The sequence below is a fragment of the Variovorax sp. J2L1-78 genome (assembly GCF_030317205.1).
Classification (GTDB): domain Bacteria; phylum Pseudomonadota; class Gammaproteobacteria; order Burkholderiales; family Burkholderiaceae_C; genus Variovorax; species Variovorax arabinosiphilus.
In genome coordinates, this window is sequence record NZ_JASZYB010000001.1 from 273277 (window position 1) to 291542 (window position 18266).

Sequence of the window (18266 nt, forward strand, 5' to 3'; positions counted from 1 at the left end):
CCGAAATCTCACCGGCGAATGCCGCGGAATGTCATGAAGCTTCTTGAACCCCTGGCGCTGGGATCGCACGTGTTGCGCAACCGCGTGATCATGGCGCCGCTCGTGCGTGCGCGTTCCGACGCGAACCGCGCACCGACCGAGCTGGTCGACATCTACTACGCTCAGCGCGCCTCGGCGGGGCTGATCGTTACCGAGGGGTGCCACATCTCGCCGCAGAGCACCACGCGGGCCAACGCCTCGGCGCACCACACCGACCTGCAGAACCACGCCTGGACGCGGGTTGTCGACAAGGTGCACGCCGCTGGCGGCATCATCTTCCAGCAGCTCTACCATGTCGGGCGCAAGGCCCTGCTGTCGACGCTGCCGCCGGGCGAGTTGCCCGTCGCCCCGTCGGCCATCGCGGCGGTCGGCGGCATCCTGACCGCGGGAGTGCTGGAGGCGTTCCCGGTGCCGCGCGCGCTCGAGCTCCACGAGATCGCACCAATCGTCGAGGACTTTCGCGCGTCCTGCCGCCGAGCTGGCGAGGCCGGCTTCGACGGCGTTGAGATCCTGGCGGCCAACGGCTTCCTGATCGACCAGTTTCTTCGCGACGAAACCAACCGGCGCACCGATTCCTACGGCGGCCCGGTGGAAAACCGCGCGCGCTTCCTGCTGGAAATCGTCGATGCAGCCATCGCCGAACTCGGTGCGGATCGGGTGGGCGTGCGCATCTCGCCGCACTTTCGCTCCGACCGCATCGGCGACTCGGACCCGGTGGGAACCTTCTCGTACGTGGTGAAAGAACTCGACCGCCGTGGCATCGCCTACCTGCACATGCTGGAGGGGACGACGCACGACGAAGACCCCTTCGTGCCGCTGTACCTCCGCCTCTCCAGAAAGCCCAGTTCGAAGGCCACAGGTCCTGGCCCGGTCCCGGGCGATCCGTTTCTCGCGCCGATCCTGCGGCCGCTCTTCAAAGGCCCGCTGATCCTCAACGGCGGCTACACCCGCGAGACCGCCGAGCAGGTGCTCTCGCAGGGCCTGGCCGATGCCGTGGCGTTCGGTCGCCTCTACATCTCGAACCCCGACCTGCCCGAGCGCTTCAGGCAGAAGGCGTCGCTCACCGAGGCCGACCCTTCGACTTACTACAGCGGCGGACCGCGCGGCTACATCGACTATCCGACGCTGTCCGAACAGCGCCTTTCCGAGGCCGCCGTGTCCGATATCGCGGCGGCGTGACATCGCCGCTCCTTTCAAGAAAGCACATCCCATGGGCCATTCCGACCCCCTGCCGCTCGCACGCATCAGCGACGAGCTCCTCGCCGATCTGCGCACCGAGTTCGCCGCGACGGCCGCCGCGCATGATGAGCAAGCCAGCTTCCCGCATGCAAACTTCGAGCGCCTCGGTGGATTGAACCTGCTCGCGCTGACGGTGCCGGTCACGCACGGCGGGCTCGGCGGCGGCCTGGCCGATGCCGCCCGCGTGGTCGGCGCCGTCGGCGGGGGCGAGGCCTCTACCGGCCTGCTGCTGGCGATGAATTACCTGATGCACCACGCGCTCGCGCGCAACCAGCCACAGGGCTACGACGCGATCACCCAAGCCGCCGTCGAAGGCCGCGGCGTACTCAATGCACTGCAGGCCGAGCCCGAACTCGGGTCGGTGATCCGCGGCGGCCTGCCAGGCACCGTGGCCACGCAGCAGACCGACGGCACGTGGTGCGTGAGTGGCCGCAAGGCCTATGCGACGGGCAGCCCGATCGTGCGCTGGTGGCTGGTGGGTGCGCGCACCGGTACCGTCGATGCGCCGCGCCTCGGCACGGTGCTGGTACCCGGCGATGCGCCCGGCCTCACGGTCAAGCCGACCTGGAACCATGCCGGCCTGCGCGCCACCGCCAGCCACGAGATCGAGATGGTCGACGTCAAAGTGCCGGCTGAGTACGCCCTGGGCTTCCACCCGCCGGGCGCCCCCGAGCTGAAGGCGCGGCAGGCCGTGGTGCAGGTCTGGAACGGCCTTTTGATCGCAGCGCTGTACGACGGCATCGCACGCGCCGGACGCGACTGGCTGCATAGCTTCCTGCACGACCGCAAGCCGGCCAACCTCGGCGCCGCGCTGGCCACCGTGCCGCGGCTGCAAACGATCGTGGGCGAGATCGAGACGCTGCTTCTGATCAACCGCACGCTGATCGACGACGCCACGCATCGTGCCGATGCCTCCCCGAGGCTCGAAACGCTGCGTGCGCAGCAGGTCAAGTACACCGTGACCAGCAACGCCATCCGCATCCTTGACCTGGCGCTCTCGGCCACCGGCAATCATGGCCTGGACCGCGCCAATCCGCTGGAGCGGCACTACCGTGACGCGCTGTGCGGCCGCGTGCATGCACCTCAGGCCGACACCGTGCTGCTGAACGTCGGCAAAGCCGCACTCGGCGTCTGATCGCCGCTGACGATTCTTCTTTCTCGATCCGAACCTCCCGATGCGAACTTTAATTCCAGCCATTGCCTGGCGCAGCCTGTTGCTGTCCATTGCCGCGATCACGTTGCAGGCGCCCGTCCAGGCCCAGACGCCGGTGCGTGGCGGCACACTGGTCGTGGTGTCGAACCCCGGCGAGCCTGCCGTGCTGACCGCCGCCTTCAACCAGCAGGGCGCGGTGGCGGCCATCTCTACCAAGATCTTCGACGGCCTCCTGCACTTCGGCGAGAACTTCAAGCTCGAGCCTGAACTCGCGACAAACTGGGATGTGAGCAAGGACGGCAAGGAGATCCGCTTCAGGCTGCGTCCGAACGTCAAGTGGCACGACGGTAAGCCATTCACTTCGGCGGACGTCAAGTTCTCCTTCGAGGAGGTGTGGCTCAAGGTGCATCCGCGTGCACGCTCCACCTTTGCCGCAGTCGAAGCGATCGAGACGCCCGATCCGTTGACCGTGGTGTTGAAACTTCGTAACCCCTCCGGCGTGATCCTGAGCGCGCTGAACAGCGCCGAATCGCAGATCGTTCCTAAACATCTCTATGAAGGCACGGACATCGTGCGAAACCCCTGGAACGCCAAGCCGGTAGGTACGGGGCCATTCCGTTTCAAGGAGTGGGTCCGCGGTGACCGCATCGTGCTCGAACGCAACCCCGACTACTGGGACGCGGGCAAGCCCTACCTCGACCAAGTGGTGTACCGCATCATCCCCGACGCGACCGCGCGCTATGCCGCCTTCGAGACCGGCTCGGTCCAGTATGGCGTGCTCAGCCCGATCTCGGTCAACGACCTGGAACGCGCCCAGAAGAACAAGAACCTGCAGGTCGATTTCCACGGCTACGAGTGGCTGGCGTCGCGCAACGTGCTGGAGTTCAACGTGCGCAAGCCGCCGTTCAACGACGTGCGGGTGCGTCGTGCGGTCGCGCATGCGATTGACCTCGCCGCGATGTCGAAGGTCACGACCCGCGGCTTCGCCAAGCCGGGCACATCGCCGGTGCTGTCGACCCAGACGCGCTTCTTTACGACCGACCTGCCGACCTATCCCTTTGACGTGAAGCAGGCCGATAAGCTGCTCGACGAAGCCGGCTTCCCGCGCAAGGGCGACGGCACGCGCCTGGCGGTCACGCTCGACTGGCTGCCCTTCGGCGAGAACTACCTGCGCTATGCGGAGTTCATCAAGCAGTCGTTGCGCCGCGTGGGCATCGACGTGACGATCCGCGGACAGGACCTGCCGCAGTTCATGCGTCGCGTCTACAGCCAGAACGATTTCGATTTCATCGTCACGCACATCGCAGGGTTTGGCGACCCGCAGATCGGCACCGACCGGCTCCTCTGGTCGAAGACGATCCTCAAGGACGTACCCTGGTCCAATGGTGCGGGCTACAGCAACCCTGCGATGGACGGGCTGATCGAGGCGGCGCACGAGGCCCCGACCGAGGAGCGCCGCATCGAGCTCTACAAGAAGGTGCAGCGCCTGGCGCAGACGGACCTCCCTAGCTTCACGCTGCTCGAGAACCGCATGTACACCGTCGCCTCAGCGCGGCTGCGCGGCCTGAGCAAGGGATCGGACGGCTCCTATGAGTCGTTGAAGAACGTATGGCTCGCACCTTGAACGCCACCGCCGCCGCTGACGCCTCTGTGGTCGGCGCGGCGCTAGGCTGCGTGCCCTCTCGCGGGCGAGGGCGCAGCTACGTGGTCGGCCGCGTGGCCCAGATGGTGCCGACGCTCTTCCTCATCCTGCTCACGGCCTTCGTGCTACTGCAGCTCGCGCCGGGCGACATGGTCCAGGTGCTGGCGGGCGAGGCGGGCGGCGGTTCGCCCGAGTATCTGGCCAGCCTGCGCCAGAGCTTTGGCCTCGACCAGCCGCTGTACATGCAGTTCCTGCTCTACATCCAGAACGTGCTGAGCGGCAACCTGGGCTTCTCGTTCCGCAACAACGCCACGGTCACGGCGCTCATCGGCGCACGACTGGGGCCGACGCTGTTGCTGGCCGCGGCCGGCCTCACGGTGGCGGTGGTGCTGGGTGTCGCCGGCGGTGCGCTGGCGGCGGCGCGCCGCGGCCGCGCGGCCGACCGCGTCATCGGCGTGGTGGCGCTGCTGATCTACGCGACGCCGGGTTTCCTGCTGGGCATCGGCCTCATGCTGATCTTCTCAGTGGCGCTGCGCTGGCTGCCCGTCGGCGGCTTCGTCGACCCCTACGGCGTCGACGGCGCCTGGGCGCACGCGCTGAGCGTCGCGCGGCACCTGGTGTTGCCTGCCATCACGCTCGGCGCGCTGCATGCCGCCATCTATGCCCGCTTCACGCGCGGCGCGATGCTGGAGGTCTACGGGCAGGACCATGTCCGCACCGCACGTTCCAAGGGCCTGTCGGCGCAGCGCATCACGCTGCGCCACGTGTTGCGCAACGCGCTGCTGCCGCTGGTGACCGTGATCGGCATGCAGACGGGTGCACTGCTCGGCGGCGCGATCCTGGTCGAGACCGTGTTTGCCTGGCCCGGCCTGGGACGCCTCGCCTTCGAAGCGATGCAACAGCGCGACTACAACCTGTTGGCCGGCCTGATCCTCTGCAGCGGCACGCTGGTCGTGTTCGTCAACCTGGCAGTCGACCTGCTTTACGCCGTGCTCGACCCGCGTGTGAGGCTCCAATGAAAACCAGCACCGGCACCACCCTTTCGGCACTCGCCAAGCGGCCGCCGCCCGCCGTGGCCGCTGCTACGCCCGTGCGCTTTGTCCGGGCTCGGCGTCCCTGGCGCGCCTGGAGCGAATGGCCGCTGTCGCTGCGCATCGGCACTGTGCTGCTGGGCATCCAGCTGATCGTCGCGCTCGCCGCCGGCTGGCTGTATCCCGGCGATCCGTTCGACCTGGCGGGCGCGCCCTTCGTCCGGCCCTTCGAAGACCCGCAGTTCCCGCTCGGCACCGACATCATGGGCCGCGACATCGCGGCCGGCCTGATGCATGGGGCGCGCGTGTCGCTGCTGGTCGGGCTCTCGGCCACGCTCATCGCCACCGTGCTGGGCACGGCCATCGGCCTGCTGGCCGGCTACTTCGGCGGCTGGCTCGACCACCTGCTGATGCGCTTCACCGAGCTGTTCCAGGTGATTCCGCACTTCCTGTTCGCGATCATCCTGGTCTCGATCATGGGGTCGAAGCTGCAGAACATCGTGCTGGCCATCGGCGTCACAAGCTGGACCATGGTGGCGCGCCTGGTGCGCGCCGAGACCCTGGCCCTGCGCGAGCGCGACTACGTGAAGATCTGCGCGGTGATGGGCGGCAGTCGGACGCGCGTGATCCTCACGCACATTCTGCCGAACGCCTTCGCTCCGGTGATCGTGGCCGCGTCCATCCTCACGGCGCTCGCGGTGCTCACCGAAGCGGGGCTGGCGTTTCTCGGCATGAGCGACAGCAACCGCGTCAGCTGGGGCGGGATGATCGGCGCCTCCCGCGAGGCGCTGCTCGACGCGCCCTATATGACCCTGATTCCAGGCGCGGCGATCGTGTTCGCGGTGATGGCGCTGAGCCTCATCGGCGACGGGCTGACGCAGCACCTGCGCCGGGATGTGCGTGCATGAGCGGGCCCGTTGCCGTGCTGCGTGCGCGCAGCCTCGTCATTTCGGTGCGCTCCGGCGGCCGCCGCGTGCCGGCCGTGCGCGGCATGGACATCGAAGTCACGCGCGGCGAGACACTGGCCATCGTCGGTGAATCGGGCTGCGGCAAGTCGCTCACCGCGCTGGCGCTCGCCGGCCTGCTGCCCGACGGCGTGCAGGTGTCGGGCGGCAGCATCGAGCTGTTCGGCGAAGACGTGACCGCGCTCGACGAGGCGGGCTGGCGCTTGAGGCGCGGGTGCCGCATTGCGATGGTGTTCCAGGACCCGATGGCCGCCCTGAACCCGGTACTCACCATCGGCGAGCAGATCGTCGAGGCCATCCACGCCCACCGCCCGGCGAGCACCCAGCAGGCCCGCGAGGAAGCGGTGGCACTGCTGGCACGGGTGAAGCTGCCGCACCCAGAGCGCAGCTTCGCGGCCTATCCGCATCAGCTCTCGGGCGGCATGCGCCAGCGCGCGCTGATCGCCATCGCCATCGCCAACCGCCCCGAGGTGCTGATCGCCGACGAACCCACGACCGCGCTCGACGCTACGGTGCAGGCCGAGATCCTGGCGCTGCTGCGCAGCCTGCAGCGCGAGAGCGGCATGGCGTTGGTCATCATCACGCACGACTTGAACCTGGTCGCGCGCTGGGCCGACCGGGTGACGGTGATGTATGCGGGCCGCGCGGTCGAGGACCGGCCTGGCGACGTGCTGCTCGACGGTTCGGTGCACCCGTACACGCGCGCGCTGATGGCGGCGCGCCCGCGGCCCCGGCCGGCCGGCGCACTGCGCCCCCGGCTGGCGGAGATCCCCGGGCGCGTGCCGTCGCCCGGCGACGCCGGTCCCGGTTGCGCCTTTGCCGGTCGGTGCGGCTTCGCGACGCAGCGCTGCGAGACGGTCGCGCCCGACGCGCTGCCCGTGACCCGCGGCGTGGTCTGGTGCCATGCGGCAAGCGAAGGCCGGCTGGACGCCGTGCTGGAGGTACTGGCATGACGGCCATTGCTTCGGCCGCAGGAGCGACACCAGCGCTGCTGGCTGCGCACGACCTGCACGTGAGCTTCGATGGTCGGCACGGCCGCGTCCATGCCGTGCGCGGCGTCTCGCTGCGGGTGCATCCGGGCGAGGTGCTGGCGGTGGTGGGGGAGTCGGGCTCGGGTAAGTCGACGCTCGCGCGCGCGCTGATGGGCATGGTCCCGGTGCGCCAAGGCACGCTGGCCCTGGGCGGCGAGCCGGTGCCGCTGTCGGCGTCGGCCCGGTCGCTCGCACAGCGGCGTCAGGTCGGTATGGTGTTCCAGGACAGTGCCGCCGCCTTCGACCCACGCTTCACCATCGAGCGCATCCTGCGCGAGCCGATCGAACTGCTCGCGCGCGACGCGCAGCGGCGCCAGTCGGCGGCCGCTGCGCCGACGGCGCTGCTCGACGCGGTCGGCCTGTCGGCCAACGTGCTCTCGCGGCGGCCGCACGAACTGTCGGGCGGCCAGCGCCAGCGCGTGGGCATCGCGCGGGCACTGGCGGGTGAACCCCAGCTGTTGATCTGCGACGAGGCGGTGTCCGCGCTCGACGTCTCGGTGCAGGCGCAGATCCTCAACCTGCTGGTCGACCTGCAGAACGAACGCGGGCTCGCGCTGCTGTTCATCACTCACGACCTGTCGGTGGTGTCGTACATCGCGGACCGCATCGCCGTGATGTACCACGGCGAACTCATGGAGACCGGCGAGGTGCACCAGGTGCTCGACCGACCCGCACATGCCTACACCCGCGAACTACTGGCGGCGGGCCTATGAGCGCAGCGAGCCCATTGCAAAGGACATCGCCGCGCCGTCGCAACCGTCCAGGTTGCACCTTGCCGGAAAATCACCGTTTGACTGTCCACTCGCGCAAGCGCCAAACGCGCAACCCGCGATTGGCCGGGCGCTACGACTCGCTCGAGGACGCCTGGCTCGAAAGCTGAAGTTCCATGACCATGACGTCTACATCGACCACCATCCTCGATCACATCATCGACACCGCAGGCGCGCTCTTCTACAAGGAGGGCACGAAGTCGGTGGGTGTCGATCGCATCATTTTTGAAGCTGGCGTCGCAAAGGCGACGATGTACCGCTACTTCTCGGGCAAGGACGCACTCGTGGCGGCGTGCCTGCAGCGCCGTCACGACCGGGTGATGGAGGCGCTGCAGAGCGGTATCGGCAAGGGGCGGCCCAAGGGGCATGCGCGCATTCTGAAGGTCTTTGAACTGCTGCACGATAAGGCGGAATCGCCCGATTTCCGGGGTTGCGCTTTCATGCTCGCTGTCGCGGAGAACGAGGTGTCCGATGAAGTGCGTCGGATTGCGCGTGCCCACAAGGATGCGGTGCTTGCCCTGTTCGTGTCGCTCCTTCCATCCGATTGGCCGCGCCCCGCCAAAACGGCGGCCCAGCTCAACCTTCTGTACGACGGCGCCATGGCGCAGATCCTGGTGCAACGAAACCCGAAGGCAGCGCTTGTCGCGAAGGAATGCGCGGAGATGATTCTGAGCTGCTCGGATCTTCACGCGTCGGCGCCTCAGTTTTGATCATCACTTGACCCTCCCTCCGGAGGTCTCTTGAATGCCCTTACCGCAAGCAAGACATCGGCCGCACCCGCTATCGCACCGTTGCGCGAGTTCGTCGTGCAATTCGGCCATCTGCTGGACTCCGCACCCAGCGAGAAGACGATCTTCGATGAGGATGGGGCATTGCTTCGAAAGTGGTCTCGCGCGATGACTGGCTTCCCGAAACATGCGCACAGCCGCATCCCACGTACTACCAGCAGAGTTTGCTCCATGCAGATTCGACAGAGCGCTTTTCAGTCGTCTGCTTCGCCTGGGGGCCGGGACAATCTACGCCGGTGCACGATCACACCGTCTGGGGACTGATCGGCATGCTGCGCGGCGCGGAAGAAAGTCACACCTATGCTGAGCGTGACGGTCGCATGGTTCCGAAGGGGCAGGCGGTTCGCCTAGTGCCTGGCGATATCGAACATGTTTCGCCTACTGTGGGTGACGTGCATCGCGTCCGCAATTTTTTCGACGATCGTGTGTCGATCAGCATCCATGTCTATGGCACCAATATCGGTGCCGTCCGGAGACACACCTATCCTGACGAAGGTGGTCGCAAGACGTTTGTATCCGGCTTTTCAAATACCGAACTGCCGAATCTGTGGGATCGCTCGGCCGAATTGCGTAGTGCGGGAATGCGTTCAGACCGCTGTAGGCTTGGCCTTGGCGTCGAAGACGCTAACGACTCTAGTCAGAGTTTCAAGACGGTTCCTCGAAAGGCGACCTCTACAACGCTGAAGTGAAGCCTGTTCAGGCAGCCGATCGACTATTCATAAACTCTCTTGCCAATCAGCGCGGCTCGCCGCCATCTTGCAGCCGTTGATCGGCCGCAAGTTCGAAGTCCACCGCCTGCAGCTCGCGATGACGCCAATGACTGAGGGCCTGGCGAGCATCCGGGTGAGCGCCGCCATCACCGCGCGGTGGGCAAGCTTCAATGCAGCGCTTCAGGGCGAGAACAATGTTTGGGTCATCGGGTGATTCTCTTTGCGAGACGCCGATTCAAAAGTTGATGATGGGTACTGAGCGTTCGTGGAAGCCTTCTTGCAGGACTTGTCTACCAAGAATCGGGTAGATGTGAACATTGCGACCGGGTGTGCGGCAGTGGGCTGCCATTCCCAGGGCAGTGGTGAGTTCGGGAACAAGTCCGCAGACTTCGTGCCCGAGTTGGTCAGCCTGATAGCGGGAGACCAATGCAAGCTCGGCTTTGCGCAGCGAGGCCTTCGAATGGATACGGCCAGCTACACACCGCCCCGACACTTCTTCACGATCCCGGCGACCGACTTTTCGAGTTGTGTGGGGCGAGTTGCGGCCACGTAAGCAGGGGACCTGCGCCGTACATCGCAGCGCGCGGCGGCGAATACGGGCTCTTCCAACTGACATGTGCTCGCACTGGCGTGGATGACGCAGCCGATTCGATCGCAGCAGCATGGGGGACGGCGTTGTCGGGCGACTCAAGATGCTCTTCGCGGTAAGCGAATTGGCGTCGTCGCTCGCGAGTTGACCATTGATCCGCGGTTCGATGGCGTTATGGATTCGACAGCCCTTGATGTGCTGCGCTCGGATGGGTTCCGAATCTCCGACGCTGGGATCACGCTCGACCTGTGTTGCTGCGGGCCTGTCTGCGTGCTGCGAGTGCCCCGCGAAGCTGTGCTGCTGCGTCAGCAAGGAACGCCGCCGTGAAGACCTTCGACCTCAAGCAAGCCGCTGCATTCCTGCGTTGCCATCCTCAGGAGCTTCGCGCGCGTGCCAAGGCTGGAAAGATCCCCGGCGCGAAGATCGACCGTGCCTGGGTCTTCCTTGAAGAGGACCTGGCCGAGCACATTCGCTCACGGTATGCTGTTCCCCGGCAAGCGTTGCAAGTGACACTGAGAAAGGAATCGGAATGTCACTACGCAAACGCGGCGGTGTCTGGTGGGTCGACCTCATCGCTCCCAATGGGGAGCGAGTACGCCGAACTACTGGGACTGCCAACAAAGCCCTCGCGCAAGAACCATGATCGGTTCAAGTCCGACTTGTGGCGGATCGTCAAGCTTGGCGAGAGGCCGCGAAGGACCAGGAACGACGCAGCGGTCAGGTGGCTGAAGGAGCAGTCGCACAAGGCGACGGCCAAGGAGGACCGGGTACCCCGACCAGGCGAAGGCGAGAAAGGCGATACCGGTGCCGCTCAAGGGCGAGCCGGCGATATGCCTTCTCGACGTCCTCGCGCGTGGGAAGCAGCAGGTCCTGCAGCTCGAGCACCACCTGCCAGTCGCGCCGTATGCCTGCCACGATGGGTGCCCGCAGGGCTGTGAAGCCCGTGAAGGCACGCTCCAGAGCGATGGCGCCGCCGTGGCGCTCAATCGCCCGCATGGCCTCGATCGTTGCCGCGAGAGCGGCGATGTTCTGCTCGACCTTGGTGTACTGGTCGATGGTCATGGTACGTGGCTGGCCGTTGTACGGGTCTTCCCAATACACCGCAGCGCCAGGATCCTTCGGCGCGGCCTGGTCGGACCGCGGCAGGCCGTCCAGCCGCAGCTTCAGGTTCGTGCTCAGGATGATCGAGTCGCGCTGTACGCGCATGCGCTCCAGCTCGTCGAGCAGCCGGCGGCTGGCCTCGGCGACGCTGATGTCCTGCAGCGAAGCGTAGGAGCGGCCGGCGGTCTGCCGGCGCACGCCGAAGCGGCCGAACTCGCGCATGTCGTCTTCGGTGCGGCGCCAGCCCGGCGGCCAGGACAGGGGGAAGGCGGTGATCGTCATACTGTGGCTTTCACAAGGAGTCGGGATGTCGATCCAACAGGAAGAGTTCTTTGCGGCCTACCAGGCGATGAAGGCGCAGCGCGCCGTCTACGACGGATTGATGGAGCAGATCCAGCGCGGAGAGCCTTACGACCAGCGGGCTGTCCAGGTGGCGATCGAAGAGATGGACGCCCTCCACAAGGTGTTCCTCGAGAAGAGCAAGCCTTTCGTGCACTGGAAGCCATAGGCAGGGAGCGATGGCCAAGCCGATCCGCACCGCCGAGCAGCTGAAGGCTCTGCTGCTGGAGCACATCGAGCGCATCCTCGAGCTGAGCGGCCAGGCTACGGACGTGCACACCGCCAGCGTGCGCTGGACAAACGCCCGCCCGGGCGAGCCAACCTAACATATGCCCACTAACGCGCAGCGCGAGGATGATCGACTCCACGTGACACTCGTCATTTGGCAGAGGTGGATGAAGCTTTACTTTGGAACTGATTGAGCGATGAACGGATTGCTTTTGATCGCCACCTGGACAGGTACAGCCCTCTGCATCGTGGCCATTGCCGGTTTGGGGCCAATGCTTGTTTGGATGGAGAGCCACGAGAGGCTCGCTGCTTGGGTGCAGGCGATCTTCTCGATCGTCGCGATCTTGGCTGCCGTCTGTATTGCGACGTGGCAAGCGACTCGCGGCGAACAGAATGAACTCAAGCGACAACGAGTCGCTGCGTCGGTGCGGCTCGGCGTGTTGCGCGGTGTCCTCAAGGAAATAGAGTCTTGCTGCCACGCGTTTCGTTGGGCTGCACACCCTAACTTCAACGTGGCTGCGCTTCTTGAGAGGACGCGGCGTCACCGAGATGTCATCGGGCGCCTTCCAGTTTTTGAGTTGCCAACTGCTGAAGCCGTGGATGTTCTGCTCCAAGCAGAGGGAGTCTTGGGCGAACTGATCGAATTTTGCGAGCGATACGACGCCTACGGCGAGGAGGCTTTTACTCGCGCGCCTCCTCTTAGAAGGGGATGGTTGGAGCGCACTCGAGACCTTCAACGGCGTTGCGAGGTCGAAATTGAACGGGTCGGACGTCACGCTGCAACTCTCTCCAATCCGAAGCCGCAGTAGTTGGGCGCCAGCTCGGTCATGACCTTCGCGACGCCGAACCATGCCGCAAGGGCCATGTCGATCGCCGGTGCCGCCATTGGGGCTGGCGAACAGACGCCCCCCTTCCTCATCGCCGATGTGCGAGCCGTTATAGACCTGGCCGCGCTCCTCCGGGTCTGGCACTTCGCCCACGGCCAACAGACCGACGTGCACCGCGGCGGCGTGGTCTGGATGGACCCGGGCGAGGGCGGCCCGAACTGGACGGTTCCGGTGCTCACCAGCCGTGCCATGCACCGCGCCGATATCGCGCGGATCATTCGCGACCTGCAGATGCAGTTCGACCTGGAGGAGTAGGTAATGCGTAAAGAATTGGGCACGCCAGGCGCGGCCATCGGAATGGCGGCACTCGTGCTGCTTTTTGGCGGCCTCGTACTGGCCATTTATCCAGGCTGGGGGGTGATCGGTAAATGGCTCGATCGCGCTGACGCGCCAGCATGGGTTCAAGCCGTTGGCTCGATCTTGGCGATCCTTGTTGCCGTAGGTATTGCCATGTGGCAACGGCACAGTGACCGAGCTGAAAGCGATTCGATTAGAAAGGCGCGCGCCGACGTCGTGGCGTATGGAGTGCTGGAGATGATGCCGCCCCTTATCGCCTTCTTGCGTATGGTGACCAAAAACCTTGGCAGTTCGAGTGCCGTAGCACAGCTCAAAAGCAACGCGGCGGCCGATACGCTTCGCTCCCTCGTCATCCCCACCGAAAACCAACTGCTTGTTTTGGCTGAAGCGGCGCCAGAGGCAGCGACTTACCTCGCGTGGGGCTGCACTACAAAGATTCAACTCTCGACCCTGCTCGACACTGTCAAAGGCGAGCTCGCCGCTGGTCATGCGGTGACCGCTGAAAAAGTCTTCGTCGCTACAAGCGTAGCTACTCAAAGTGCAATTGCTTTCCGGGATGCAGCAAAGCTTCTCTGCTTTTACCTCGATGTCCCTAATGATCGATTCGACAAGAAGATCCTTCGAGAAGACGAATTTGACAGGACACAATTCCCGCCTTTCAAGGCTGGAAAGAAAAAGTGAGACCGGCATGGCGAGTGGGCGTGCCGGGGTCATAGGTCGTTCCACCTTACGCACCCCGCGCTTGAGCAGCGGCCCGAGGTCTTGCCGGTGACCGATACAAGATACGGAAGGGTGCCGCCGCACTTTGTGCAGCGCACCGTGGCTTGCGGGCTGTAGCTCGGGGGCTGGCAGTGCTGGCTGCGCAGGTGAGATACCGCCTGGGCGATCAAGCTGGCAAGTGAGTTGAAGCGGGGGCTCATCGGGCGGCCCCTCTCCACGCTACGATGCCGCCGACTCCATCTTTTCCAAGCTATGAATACCACCGTGCAGCTCCCGCCCACCCCTGAGTATTGTCTCTTTTGGTTCTGGACGGACTGGTGGCCGCTGTGCATGACGAAGGCCGAGTGGTCGAGTTGGGCGCAAGCGCTTTTCTCGGTGCTTGCGATTGCGGCTGCAGTCGGTGTGGCGTACGTACAGCATCGGCAAGGATTGCGGCAGCAACGCGAACTCGAAAAAGCCGCCCGAGCGCGCGTACTTGCGGCGCATATTGCAACCGCTGAGGCAATGATGGAGGAATTGCAAAATGCGACTAGCTGTCTGGATGCTGAGGATCAAACTAAGCGCGAGATTGCGGTGGCCATTTGCGATCACGTCAAGAGTGAGTTGACGTTCTTTAACTCTCTCAAGGTGGAAGGTTTCCCATCTGGCGAGGCGGTAAAGGCGGTGCGAGAGATCGCGCTGCTGGTTGATGCGTGGGCCAGCTGGCTGCCTACAGCAGTTTTTGACTACGAAGAGCCTGGGCTCGACTACAGCGCAAGTTTGGACGCGCAAATTTCCACCCTGCGCAGGAGCGTGGGCTAGCCAGTCTGAAGCGAAAGAGGGCTGGCTGCTGCGCATGGACAGCGCGCACACGAAGGGCGCGGCGATCGTGTCCTGGTGGCTGCACCACACCTGCCCGGTCTGTCATGGCGGAAAGTGGGAACTGATCCCCGGCACGAACCGCCACTCGGCGCGGGCCTGTGGCGAGTGCAAGGGCTCGGGCGACACCGACATCCCGCACGGGTGGGAGGGCCGCCGGCTGCTGGGCGAGATGGAGAAGGCGCTGAACCAGGCGCGCGGCGGAATCAGCTCGGCCACGCGCAGCTGACGTGTTGGATACTTCGGCATCACCACAAGGTACTGCCATGCAAGTTGAAAACTTGAGCGGAACGCTTCTTGATTACTGGACGGCGCGCGCGATGGACTTGGACATCCATCCGGCGTTTGCAGTCGTGGTCAGGCTTGGGCAGTTGGCGCCACCCTTGGCAGTGCGGGATAAGGGGTCCTTGGACGAATACTCAGTCTTCAGTCCGTCGTCCGCACCGGATGATTTTGCGAAGGTGGTGGTCGATGTTGAATTTACGGTAAGACACGAGGAGAGCCCGTTCCTCGGCGACTTCGTCATGGCAGCGGTCGAGCATGTGCCCGGTACGCCGCTTCCCAAGGGTGGCGGTTGGTACTGCAGTTCAGATTTTTTCGAGGCGGCACTGCGCGCCTTAGTCAGCTATCGACTTGGCCATGAGGTTTCGGACATCGTTACTTGACGGTTTCGAAACTCTACATACAATCGCCGCCCCATCGGGACCGGACCAGTTTGCTGAAGCTGTCGCCACCCGTACAACGGCACCAGCCTACATCGACCGTCACGCTTGCAACACAGCGCGCTCGCCCTTCGATGGACAGGTGCCTTCAGATTCAAGCCACCCGCCGAGGTGGCTTCTTCGTGCCTACTTCCACTTGCCTGCGACGACGTCGCGGATCTCCTGAGCGAATCCTTGTAGGAGCTCGTCGGACACGGCGACCGGAGGGGCGTCATCAAGGCTGGCAGCAATCGAGAGCAATTCGTCCTTGGCTGCAGGCAGGTGCTTCAGTATCGAAGCCACTGCAGCGGTCAGGGCGAACAGTCGCAGGTTGACGGCGGTCGGCATCTGGTGATCGTTCATTCAATTCTCCCGTGGGCGACGGTGTGACGCCGGCAGGTCAATTATTCAGCGGTGTAGCGCAGCCTGGTAGCGCGCGGGGCTCATAACCCTGAGGTCGCCCGTTCGAATCGGGCCATCGCAACCACTTTCTGTGACAGCCGGTCGGGTGATGTCAAAGCGCTCATGGCGCCGCGTGAGGATTTCGCGCACAAGACCTAGCCCCGACCGCCGCCCGCATCGCCGGGCTTCCGAATCTTTCCCCTGAGCGCTTTCTTCGGCGTGCAGCATTCACATTCGCTGCCGTCTGCCGTCTTGCTCAACCCGCAGCGCCTACCCGTCGGGTCAACGGTGCGCCCCGTGTCCGCCGTCGGCTGTACACCCATCTCCCAGGGATGCCGGCGGCGTGTCCGGCCCCGCTATGCTCACCGGAGGAGGCGAGCATGGGAAACGTAACCGAATTTCTTTGGACTGTCATAGCGAGCAGCGCGGGCACTACTGCACTCCTTGCCGCCCTGGCGTTCCTGCTGAAGGGTCAGATCAGCCACTGGTTGAGTAAGGATCTGGAAGCGCAAAAAGCACAGTATCAGTTGGACCTCGAGGCTTATCGGGTATCGCTGATCGCAGCGACAGAGCGAAGCAAGGCAGGGCAGGAAGTAAAAAAAACTGGCGCGCTTCGCGTGCTTGAAATGAAATTCGAGGCGTACAGCACCCTTCACAAGGCAACGCTGGGTCTCTACGCAGACGTCATCACACAGGCGGTCGACATGGACGACAAGACTGCGGAGCGCTTCGAGGAGATCCACGCACGAAGTAGGGCGCTGCGCGATGCCATCTACTCGGTCAGTGTATTCATCGACACCTCTCAGCGAAGGCTTTTGACGAATTACAGCGGGTTGGTCACACAAGCCCTGCAATTCTGCGTTCCCGGCAGGCCCGCGCTTGAAGATGGTGGGGTGCTTGATAACGAACTCTTGGCCGCTGAAATTGAAGTCGACGGAATGGTCCGTGGGTTAGTTGAGCAAATGCAGTCCCTCGACTGATGCCGTCCCAGTGGTGTTACAGCCGACTCAATCAAGCCGCCAACTGGCGGCTTTTTTCATTTCAGGTGACCAGATGGGCCGTCCCTCCAAACTCTCCATTGCACAGTGGGAAGCGATTAAGACCCGCATACTCGCTGGTGAGAAGCCCGCAGACCTCGCCCGCGAGTTCGGCGTGTCGAAAACAGCCATCAGCGTTCAGGTTTCGAAACGAATCGAAACGGTCCGCGAGGTGGCAAACAAGATGGTCGACACAGAGGTAGCGCTGCGTGCTCTGCCCATTGCCGATCAGCTGTCCGCTGTCTCGCTGGCCGATTCGCTGCGCAGCATTTCGGAACACCTAGCGCCGGCTGCGAACTTCGGCGCAGCCACGGCGCGGCGCCTAGCTGGGATCGCGCATGTGCAGTCGGCCAAGGTCGACGACGTGAACCCCGAGAAGTCGCTGAAGACCCTGACCAGCATCTCGGCGCTGAGCAAGATGGCCAACGAGTCGAGCCAGATCGGTCTGAACCTGCTGGCGGCGAACAAGGACCTCACGAAGCTGGCCAACCAGGACGCGCCGGTGACACCTGTGCGCATCGTGGTGCAGGTCGAAGATGCAAGTCAGCCCGAGGCTGAATAGGCCTCAGGCGCGCTTCCTCGCGCTGGAGCACAAGTACCGGGCATTCGTGGCCGGCTTCGGCAACGGAAAGACCTGGGTCGGCAGCGCTGGTCTCTGCCAGCACGCATGGGAGTGGCCGAAGGTCAACAGCGGGTACTTCGCGCCGACCTACGCGCAGATCCGGGACATCTTCTATCCGACCATCGACGAAGCCGCCTTCGACTGGGGCCTGACGACCGAGATCCACGAGAGCAACAAGGAGGTCCACCTCTACTCGAACGGGGTGTACCGCAGCACGATCCTGTGCAGGTCCATGGAGAAGCCGGGTGACATCGTCGGCTTCAAGATCGGCAAGGCGCTGATCGACGAGCTGGACGTGATGAAGGCGCTGAAGGCCGAGATGGCCTGGCGCAAGATCATCGCCCGCATGCGCTACAGCGTCGACGGGCTGAAGAACGGCGTCGACGTGACGACCACGCCCGAGGGCTTCAAGTTCGTCTACCAGCAATTCGTGAAGGCGGTGCGCGACAAGCCGGAGCTGGCCAGCCTGTACGGCCTGATCCACGCCAGCACGTACGAGAACGCCAAGAACCTCCCGGCCGACTACATCCCGTCGCTGCTGGCCAGCTACCTGTCGATTGTCGTGGGCCGCAGCACCGCCTCGCGCTGGAAGCACAAACTGGCCAGGCTCTGCCGGCTGCGTTCGCCGAACGGCTGCTTCTTCTCGGGCGCGTCGATCTCGGCCAGGCGCACCTTTACTTGCTCGTAGGCGCCGGCCTGCCCGCAGCGCGCGGTGAGGGTGTCACCGTCAACGATGCCGACGACGAGACAGATGCGCGGCGCGGCGCTGGCGCCGAGGGGGAGGAGCAGGAGGGCCAGCGTGGTGCGGCAAATCAACGACATGCAGGATTGTGTGCGCTGCTTCGACGAGGCCTGCGCGAACGATGTCACGCTGCCGTAGAACACTGGATATTGGAAGTCTCCAATATTCCTTCCAATATCGCCCGCCAAAAGTAAAAGCCCCGCTACCTTTTGAGTAGCGGGGCTTCCAAGAACCACGGGGGTTAATTTTGGCTCCTCGACCTGGGCTCGAACCAGGGACCTACGGATTAACAGTCCGGCGCTCTACCAACTGAGCTATCGAGGAACAAGCCTCAGATTATAGCGTGGTTTTTTGGCTCTTTTGAAGAGGGCGGTT

Annotated in this window: 23 protein-coding genes, 2 tRNA genes and 3 pseudogenes; 24 read left to right on the forward strand and 4 right to left on the reverse strand. The window is 64.3% G+C overall.

Annotated elements, in window-relative coordinates:
- Positions 1-33: 33 nt before the first annotated feature.
- The 12 genes and pseudogenes from QTH86_RS01310 (at position 34) to QTH86_RS27090 (ending at position 10600) form a co-directional block, all read left to right on the forward strand.
- The gene (locus tag QTH86_RS01310) at positions 34-1218 is read left to right on the forward strand and encodes an alkene reductase (RefSeq protein ID WP_286649367.1); all 1185 of its coding nucleotides are present in this window, start codon (positions 34-36) and stop codon (positions 1216-1218) included.
- Between the two features lie 31 nt (positions 1219-1249).
- Entirely contained in the window at positions 1250-2413 is a 1164-nt protein-coding gene (locus QTH86_RS01315) for an acyl-CoA dehydrogenase family protein (protein ID WP_286646462.1), read from the forward strand.
- Between the two features lie 40 nt (positions 2414-2453).
- Positions 2454-4055, forward strand: a complete 1602-nt coding sequence (locus tag QTH86_RS01320; protein WP_286646461.1) for an ABC transporter substrate-binding protein — start codon at positions 2454-2456, stop codon at positions 4053-4055.
- Positions 4052-5092 carry an ABC transporter permease gene (locus tag QTH86_RS01325; RefSeq protein WP_286646460.1) on the forward strand — a complete coding sequence of 347 codons (1041 nt, stop codon included), beginning with the start codon at positions 4052-4054 and terminating at the stop codon, positions 5090-5092. Before QTH86_RS01320 ends, QTH86_RS01325 begins: the two co-directional genes overlap by 4 nt.
- A complete protein-coding gene (locus QTH86_RS01330) occupies positions 5089-6012 on the forward strand; it encodes an ABC transporter permease (RefSeq protein WP_286646459.1) in 924 nt (307 codons plus the stop codon). The genes QTH86_RS01325 and QTH86_RS01330 overlap by 4 nt, the downstream gene beginning before the upstream one ends.
- Complete coding sequence (locus QTH86_RS01335) at positions 6009-7022, forward strand: ABC transporter ATP-binding protein (protein ID WP_286646458.1); 1014 nt, start codon at positions 6009-6011, stop codon at positions 7020-7022. Before QTH86_RS01330 ends, QTH86_RS01335 begins: the two co-directional genes overlap by 4 nt.
- On the forward strand, positions 7019-7813 hold the full coding sequence (locus QTH86_RS01340) for an ABC transporter ATP-binding protein (protein ID WP_286646457.1): 795 nt from the start codon (positions 7019-7021) through the stop codon (positions 7811-7813). Before QTH86_RS01335 ends, QTH86_RS01340 begins: the two co-directional genes overlap by 4 nt.
- Before the next feature lie 173 nt (positions 7814-7986).
- On the forward strand, positions 7987-8580 hold the full coding sequence (locus QTH86_RS01345; RefSeq protein WP_286646456.1) for a TetR/AcrR family transcriptional regulator: 594 nt from the start codon (positions 7987-7989) through the stop codon (positions 8578-8580).
- Between the two features lie 30 nt (positions 8581-8610).
- Positions 8611-9227, forward strand: a pseudogene (locus QTH86_RS01350) (cysteine dioxygenase family protein); the annotation flags it as partial.
- Between the two features lie 187 nt (positions 9228-9414).
- Positions 9415-9582, forward strand: coding sequence for a hypothetical protein (locus tag QTH86_RS01355; RefSeq protein ID WP_286646455.1), 168 nt, complete (start codon positions 9415-9417; stop codon positions 9580-9582).
- Positions 9583-10280: 698 nt separating this feature from the next.
- Positions 10281-10424, forward strand: a pseudogene (locus QTH86_RS27025) (helix-turn-helix domain-containing protein); the annotation flags it as partial.
- Between the two features lie 62 nt (positions 10425-10486).
- Positions 10487-10600, forward strand: coding sequence for a hypothetical protein (locus QTH86_RS27090; RefSeq protein ID WP_506555347.1), 114 nt, complete (start codon positions 10487-10489; stop codon positions 10598-10600).
- 74 nt (positions 10601-10674) lie between these two features.
- Here the strand turns inward: QTH86_RS27090 and QTH86_RS01360 are convergent, their stop codons facing one another.
- Positions 10675-11340 carry a hypothetical protein gene (locus QTH86_RS01360; protein ID WP_286646454.1) on the reverse strand — a complete coding sequence of 222 codons (666 nt, stop codon included), beginning with the start codon at positions 11338-11340 and terminating at the stop codon, positions 10675-10677.
- 25 nt (positions 11341-11365) lie between these two features.
- On the opposite strand from QTH86_RS01360, the gene QTH86_RS01365 reads away from it, so the two are divergent.
- The 8 genes from QTH86_RS01365 to QTH86_RS01400 all read left to right on the forward strand — a co-directional run bounded on the left by QTH86_RS01365 (position 11366) and on the right by QTH86_RS01400 (position 15052).
- Entirely contained in the window at positions 11366-11566 is a 201-nt protein-coding gene (locus QTH86_RS01365) for a hypothetical protein (protein ID WP_286646453.1), read from the forward strand.
- 10 nt (positions 11567-11576) lie between these two features.
- A complete protein-coding gene (locus QTH86_RS01370; RefSeq protein ID WP_286646452.1) occupies positions 11577-11723 on the forward strand; it encodes a hypothetical protein in 147 nt (48 codons plus the stop codon).
- Positions 11724-11822: 99 nt separating this feature from the next.
- Positions 11823-12434 (forward strand): hypothetical protein, encoded by a 612-nt coding sequence (locus QTH86_RS01375; protein WP_286646451.1) that lies wholly within the window; start codon positions 11823-11825, stop codon positions 12432-12434.
- An 18-nt stretch (positions 12435-12452) separates the two neighbouring features.
- Positions 12453-12767, forward strand: a complete 315-nt coding sequence (locus tag QTH86_RS01380) for a hypothetical protein (protein ID WP_286646450.1) — start codon at positions 12453-12455, stop codon at positions 12765-12767.
- Positions 12768-12770: 3 nt separating this feature from the next.
- A complete protein-coding gene (locus QTH86_RS01385; protein WP_286646449.1) occupies positions 12771-13490 on the forward strand; it encodes a hypothetical protein in 720 nt (239 codons plus the stop codon).
- Positions 13491-13781: 291 nt separating this feature from the next.
- Entirely contained in the window at positions 13782-14330 is a 549-nt protein-coding gene (locus QTH86_RS01390; RefSeq protein WP_286646448.1) for a hypothetical protein, read from the forward strand.
- A 34-nt stretch (positions 14331-14364) separates the two neighbouring features.
- Entirely contained in the window at positions 14365-14616 is a 252-nt protein-coding gene (locus QTH86_RS01395; RefSeq protein WP_286646447.1) for a hypothetical protein, read from the forward strand.
- 37 nt (positions 14617-14653) lie between these two features.
- Positions 14654-15052 carry a hypothetical protein gene (locus tag QTH86_RS01400; RefSeq protein ID WP_286646446.1) on the forward strand — a complete coding sequence of 133 codons (399 nt, stop codon included), beginning with the start codon at positions 14654-14656 and terminating at the stop codon, positions 15050-15052.
- A 183-nt stretch (positions 15053-15235) separates the two neighbouring features.
- Here the strand turns inward: QTH86_RS01400 and QTH86_RS01405 are convergent, their stop codons facing one another.
- Positions 15236-15451 (reverse strand): hypothetical protein, encoded by a 216-nt coding sequence (locus QTH86_RS01405; RefSeq protein WP_286646445.1) that lies wholly within the window; start codon positions 15449-15451, stop codon positions 15236-15238.
- 47 nt (positions 15452-15498) lie between these two features.
- Between QTH86_RS01405 and QTH86_RS01410 the strand changes: the two genes are divergently transcribed.
- The 4 genes and pseudogenes from QTH86_RS01410 to QTH86_RS01425 all read left to right on the forward strand — a co-directional run.
- Positions 15499-15575: transfer RNA gene (locus QTH86_RS01410), tRNA-Met, on the forward strand.
- A 295-nt stretch (positions 15576-15870) separates the two neighbouring features.
- Positions 15871-16470: a hypothetical protein gene (locus QTH86_RS01415; protein WP_286646444.1), complete on the forward strand. Its 600-nt coding sequence runs from the start codon at positions 15871-15873 to the stop codon at positions 16468-16470.
- Positions 16471-16543: 73 nt separating this feature from the next.
- The gene (locus tag QTH86_RS01420) at positions 16544-17089 is read left to right on the forward strand and encodes a helix-turn-helix domain-containing protein (protein ID WP_286646443.1); all 546 of its coding nucleotides are present in this window, start codon (positions 16544-16546) and stop codon (positions 17087-17089) included.
- Positions 17064-17699: pseudogene (locus QTH86_RS01425) on the forward strand (terminase large subunit domain-containing protein); the annotation flags it as partial. The gene QTH86_RS01420 and the pseudogene QTH86_RS01425, both read left to right, overlap by 26 nt.
- On the opposite strand, the gene QTH86_RS01430 reads toward QTH86_RS01425, so the two are convergent.
- Together QTH86_RS01430 and QTH86_RS01435 are read right to left on the reverse strand one after the other, a co-directional pair.
- Entirely contained in the window at positions 17696-17971 is a 276-nt protein-coding gene (locus QTH86_RS01430; RefSeq protein WP_444813780.1) for a thermonuclease family protein, read from the reverse strand. The pseudogene QTH86_RS01425 and the gene QTH86_RS01430 sit on opposite strands and share 4 nt — an antisense overlap.
- 168 nt (positions 17972-18139) lie before the next feature.
- A tRNA-Asn gene (locus tag QTH86_RS01435) sits at positions 18140-18215 on the reverse strand.
- Between the last annotated feature and the right edge of the window lie 51 nt (positions 18216-18266).

Bases quoted from the DNA above. Each gene is read 5' to 3' on its own strand.
- QTH86_RS01415 (WP_286646444.1), top strand. From the start codon at position 15,871: ATGGGAAACGTAACCGAATTTCTTTGGACTGTCATAGCGAGCAGCGCG.
- QTH86_RS01400 (WP_286646446.1), top strand. From the start codon at position 14,654: ATGCAAGTTGAAAACTTGAGCGGAACGCTTCTTGATTACTGGACGGCG.
- QTH86_RS01320 (WP_286646461.1), top strand. From the start codon at position 2,454: ATGCGAACTTTAATTCCAGCCATTGCCTGGCGCAGCCTGTTGCTGTCC.
- QTH86_RS01395 (WP_286646447.1), top strand. From the start codon at position 14,365: ATGGACAGCGCGCACACGAAGGGCGCGGCGATCGTGTCCTGGTGGCTG.
- QTH86_RS01420 (WP_286646443.1), top strand. From the start codon at position 16,544: ATGGGCCGTCCCTCCAAACTCTCCATTGCACAGTGGGAAGCGATTAAG.
- QTH86_RS01310 (WP_286649367.1), top strand. From the start codon at position 34: ATGAAGCTTCTTGAACCCCTGGCGCTGGGATCGCACGTGTTGCGCAAC.
- QTH86_RS01345 (WP_286646456.1), top strand. From the start codon at position 7,987: ATGACCATGACGTCTACATCGACCACCATCCTCGATCACATCATCGAC.
- QTH86_RS01380 (WP_286646450.1), top strand. From the start codon at position 12,453: ATGACCTTCGCGACGCCGAACCATGCCGCAAGGGCCATGTCGATCGCC.
- QTH86_RS01315 (WP_286646462.1), top strand. From the start codon at position 1,250: ATGGGCCATTCCGACCCCCTGCCGCTCGCACGCATCAGCGACGAGCTC.
- QTH86_RS01385 (WP_286646449.1), top strand. From the start codon at position 12,771: ATGCGTAAAGAATTGGGCACGCCAGGCGCGGCCATCGGAATGGCGGCA.
- QTH86_RS01335 (WP_286646458.1), top strand. From the start codon at position 6,009: ATGAGCGGGCCCGTTGCCGTGCTGCGTGCGCGCAGCCTCGTCATTTCG.
- QTH86_RS01405 (WP_286646445.1), bottom strand. From the start codon at position 15,451: ATGAACGATCACCAGATGCCGACCGCCGTCAACCTGCGACTGTTCGCC.
- QTH86_RS01340 (WP_286646457.1), top strand. From the start codon at position 7,019: ATGACGGCCATTGCTTCGGCCGCAGGAGCGACACCAGCGCTGCTGGCT.
- QTH86_RS01360 (WP_286646454.1), bottom strand. From the start codon at position 11,340: ATGACGATCACCGCCTTCCCCCTGTCCTGGCCGCCGGGCTGGCGCCGC.
- QTH86_RS01330 (WP_286646459.1), top strand. From the start codon at position 5,089: ATGAAAACCAGCACCGGCACCACCCTTTCGGCACTCGCCAAGCGGCCG.
- QTH86_RS01370 (WP_286646452.1), top strand. From the start codon at position 11,577: ATGGCCAAGCCGATCCGCACCGCCGAGCAGCTGAAGGCTCTGCTGCTG.
- QTH86_RS01365 (WP_286646453.1), top strand. From the start codon at position 11,366: ATGTCGATCCAACAGGAAGAGTTCTTTGCGGCCTACCAGGCGATGAAG.
- QTH86_RS01375 (WP_286646451.1), top strand. From the start codon at position 11,823: ATGAACGGATTGCTTTTGATCGCCACCTGGACAGGTACAGCCCTCTGC.
- QTH86_RS01430 (WP_444813780.1), bottom strand. From the start codon at position 17,971: ATGTCGTTGATTTGCCGCACCACGCTGGCCCTCCTGCTCCTCCCCCTC.
- QTH86_RS27090 (WP_506555347.1), top strand. From the start codon at position 10,487: ATGTCACTACGCAAACGCGGCGGTGTCTGGTGGGTCGACCTCATCGCT.
- QTH86_RS01390 (WP_286646448.1), top strand. From the start codon at position 13,782: ATGAATACCACCGTGCAGCTCCCGCCCACCCCTGAGTATTGTCTCTTT.